This is a genomic window from Bartonella bovis 91-4 (assembly GCF_000384965.1).
GTDB classification, from domain to species: domain Bacteria; phylum Pseudomonadota; class Alphaproteobacteria; order Rhizobiales; family Rhizobiaceae; genus Bartonella; species Bartonella bovis.
The window spans coordinates 1,285,149-1,288,324 of sequence record NZ_CM001844.1 but is presented as its reverse complement, the minus strand read 5'-3'; the positions used below and the strand labels follow the sequence as shown (position 1 = coordinate 1,288,324).

The window sequence follows — 3,176 nt, the reverse complement described above, 5'->3', positions numbered from 1 at the left end:
GAAAGGTGGGGCTGCTTTAATAGCGGTCACTATCAAGGGAAATAGAACAGGACAAGAGGGTATCAAGCTTAATGAGGGAAGGATCGATCTGTTCAAGACAAATATAAGAGATGTTCATAAGGGGATGACGATTACAGAAGGGATTGTCCGTATGTTTGGAGGAGAAATTGGGTTTAAGGAAGAGTACGGGGTTTATCTCAAGAAAGGTGGGGTTGCTTTAAAGAATGTCAGAATTACAGGTCAAAGTCATAAGGGTACGGGGGTGATTATGCAGAATGGGGTGGGAGTGGTGATGATGAAGGAGGTGGATATTTCAAAGGTGCAAACGGGGGTGTGGGTGATAAATGGGAAGCTGATGATGCACAAGGGGTCGGTGGCTTTTAATGGAGGTCACGGTGTCAGTCTTATAGGGGGAAATGCTGCTTTAAAGGATGTTAACATTACAGGGCAAGGTTATGAGACAGAGGTGGCGGTAAAGGCGGTCATGGGAACAGTGGCGATAAAAGGGGGGGGAGATGTCAAATGTTGGGACGGGGGTAGAGGCGACTAATGGAGGTGCGGTGTGGTTGGTTGATACAAGTTTAAGGGATGTCTATAAGGGGGTGAGTGTCGAAGATGGGGTTGTTCATATGGAGGGAGGAGAGATTGGGTTTATGGGAGAGCGTTGGTGTCAGTCTCACAAGGGGGCAGGCTTTGTTAGATGATGTCAGTATTACAGGACCTGGTGATGAAGGTACGGGGGTGTATGCAACGGGGACGGGAGCGGTGATGATGAAGGAGGTGAAGATTTCAGAGGTTGATAAGGGGGTAGAGGTGATAAGTGGGAAGCTGATGATGCATAAAGGATCGGTGGCTTTTAATGGAGGTCATGGTATTTATCTCAAGAAAGGTGAGGGCGTTTTAAAAGATGTCAGCATTACAGGACCTGGTGATAAGGGTACGGGGGTGTATGCAACGGGGATGGGAGGGGTGATGATGAAGGAGGTGCGGATTTCAGAGGTTAGGACGGGGGTGTGGGTGAAAAATAGGGCGAATGCTATTTTGATGGGAGGGGAGATTGGGTTTACGGGAAATTATGGTGTTTATCTTGACAAGGGTGGGGCTGCTTTAAAAAATGTCAGAATGATTTATACGGGTACTAACGATACAGCTGAATTCATTAAGGTCAAGGGTGGGATAGTTATCGCTGAGGATATAATTATCACGAGCACTACAGACAATGGGCAGGGGATAAGTGTAAATAACGGTGGACAGGTGTGGTTGACTGGTACAGACTTGAAAGGTGTTCATAAGGGGATGACGATTACAGAAGGTATTGTTCGTATGTTTGGAGGGGAGATTGGGTTTAAGGGAGATTACGGTGTTTATCTTAACCAGGGTGGGGTTGCTTTAATAGCGGTCAAAATGACTTATACGGGTAACAACAACGAAGCTGAATTCATTAGGATTGTGGGAGAGGACACTACAAATGCTGTGGAAAAGACGGGTAAAGTACAAAAAAATGCTGTGGTTGTTGCATCACATCTCACGATCGATGGAAATGGTTATGGGCAGGGGATGAGGGTAGTTGACGGCGGACGGGTCGTGTTGATTAGGCCAACTTATACAAACATCTACAATGGAATGAATATCACAAAAGGTGCTGTCTATATGGAGGGGGGAGAGATCAATTTTAAGGGAGAGTACGGTGTTTATTTTACAAGACACAAATACAACATTACCTAATGAATCATTTTTAAATAGGGCAATATATTCTGCTAAAAAAGTATAACAGAAAACACTCTCTCAATGCTTAGAGGTGTTTGTTTTTTATATGTTTTAGATTTTGTATATTTTAGCGTATTTATTAGTTTTAGAGATTTTTTTTGTTTATGGGTTTAGGTGATGGTTTAAGGTCTAGGCGCTTTGTTTGATGTTTTGATTTTATGTGTGTTTTGTTTGTTGTTTGAAGATGTGTGTTTTGGCTTTGTGGGTGTTAAGAGTGTTTTATATTAGGGTATGGTGTTTTTAGGTAAGGGTTAGAGTTGGGAGGATTTTATGGGGTTTAAGCCATTTTAGTATGGTTTAGTTTTAGTTTTCTTTTTTTAGAATAGTTTAGTCTCTTTTAACCTGACAGGTTAAAGGGGAACATGTGGGTTATGGTTATGCGTTGTGTTTTTAAGCATCATGTTTATTTATGTGTTGTCTCAACCGCTCTTATGGCTGGGCTTTCCCTTATAACGTCTCATACTTCAAAGGCGTATGCCGATCAAAATTGTGGGAGTGGTAGTGTTGTTGGTACTGTTAATAATGAGCCGATTGTGTGTGATGGTGGTGTGACAAGGATACTGAATAGTAGGAGTGGTGGTAAGGATATAAATATAAATATGGATAAGCATTCTGGTAAGGCTGCTGTGACGGTGAAGGATGGGGCAAATATTACGATATTAAAGAAGCTGAAGGTTACGGGGTCGAAGGGGGGTGGTCTACCGGTGATTAAGGTGGAAAGGGGAGGGGCGCTGACGTTGAATGAGGATGTTGATGTTGAGGGGGCGACGGGGATGCAGAAGGCAATAGTGGTTGATGAGTCAGGGTCTTCTGTTACGTTGAATGGGGTGTTGAAGGGGTTTGAGAGGGTACAGGTGAAGAATGGGGGGATGGTTGTTTTGGGAGAAAAGGTGACGGGGATTGAGAAGGTGAAGGTGAAGATTAATGATGGGGGGACGGTGACGTTGAATGGGAATGTGACTTTTAATAATGATGAAGCGGGGATAAAGATTGAGGGGAGTGGGGGGACTGCGAATGTGATAGGAGTGGGGAGGACGATGACTGTTAATGGAAGTGGGAGTGGGAGTGATGGTGTTGGGATACAGATGGATGGGGCGGGAGGGACTGCGAGTGTGGTGGGGTTAAATATTAAGAACAATGGGGGGACGGGAACGGGGGTGGATGTGCAGAGTGGGACGGGGACGATGACTTTGATGGGGGTGGAGATTTCAGAGTTCAGGGTGGGGGTGAATGCGAATAAGGGGACGGTGAAGTTGATGGGGAGTCGAAGATTACGGTTGAGGATGGGGGGACGGGGTTGTGGGTGGGGGAACGGGGAATGCTAGTATGATGGGGGGAAGATTATGGGGAGTAGGAGTGGGGGACGGGGTGGTTATGAATGGGACGGTGATGTTGAATGGGGTGGATAT

The 3,176-nt window shown here is 45.2% G+C and carries 4 protein-coding genes; all 4 read left to right on the top strand.

The genetic code is table 11. The features are described from left to right. The coding region (locus BBBE_RS05565) for a hypothetical protein (RefSeq protein ID WP_035464545.1) at positions 1-550 on the top strand (550 nt) is incomplete at its 5' end. Continuing rightward, complete coding sequence (locus BBBE_RS05560) at positions 516-704, top strand: hypothetical protein (protein ID WP_022708717.1); 189 nt, start codon at positions 516-518, stop codon at positions 702-704. The genes BBBE_RS05565 and BBBE_RS05560, both read left to right, overlap by 35 nt. Next, positions 646-1,725 carry a hypothetical protein gene (locus tag BBBE_RS05555; protein WP_010701559.1) on the top strand — a complete coding sequence of 360 codons (1,080 nt, stop codon included), beginning with the start codon at positions 646-648 and terminating at the stop codon, positions 1,723-1,725. Before BBBE_RS05560 ends, BBBE_RS05555 begins: the two co-directional genes overlap by 59 nt. Positions 1,726-2,138: 413 nt before the next feature. Further along, positions 2,139-3,092, top strand: coding sequence for a hypothetical protein (locus BBBE_RS05550; RefSeq protein WP_152023204.1), 954 nt, complete (start codon positions 2,139-2,141; stop codon positions 3,090-3,092). Positions 3,093-3,176: the final 84 nt, after the last annotated feature.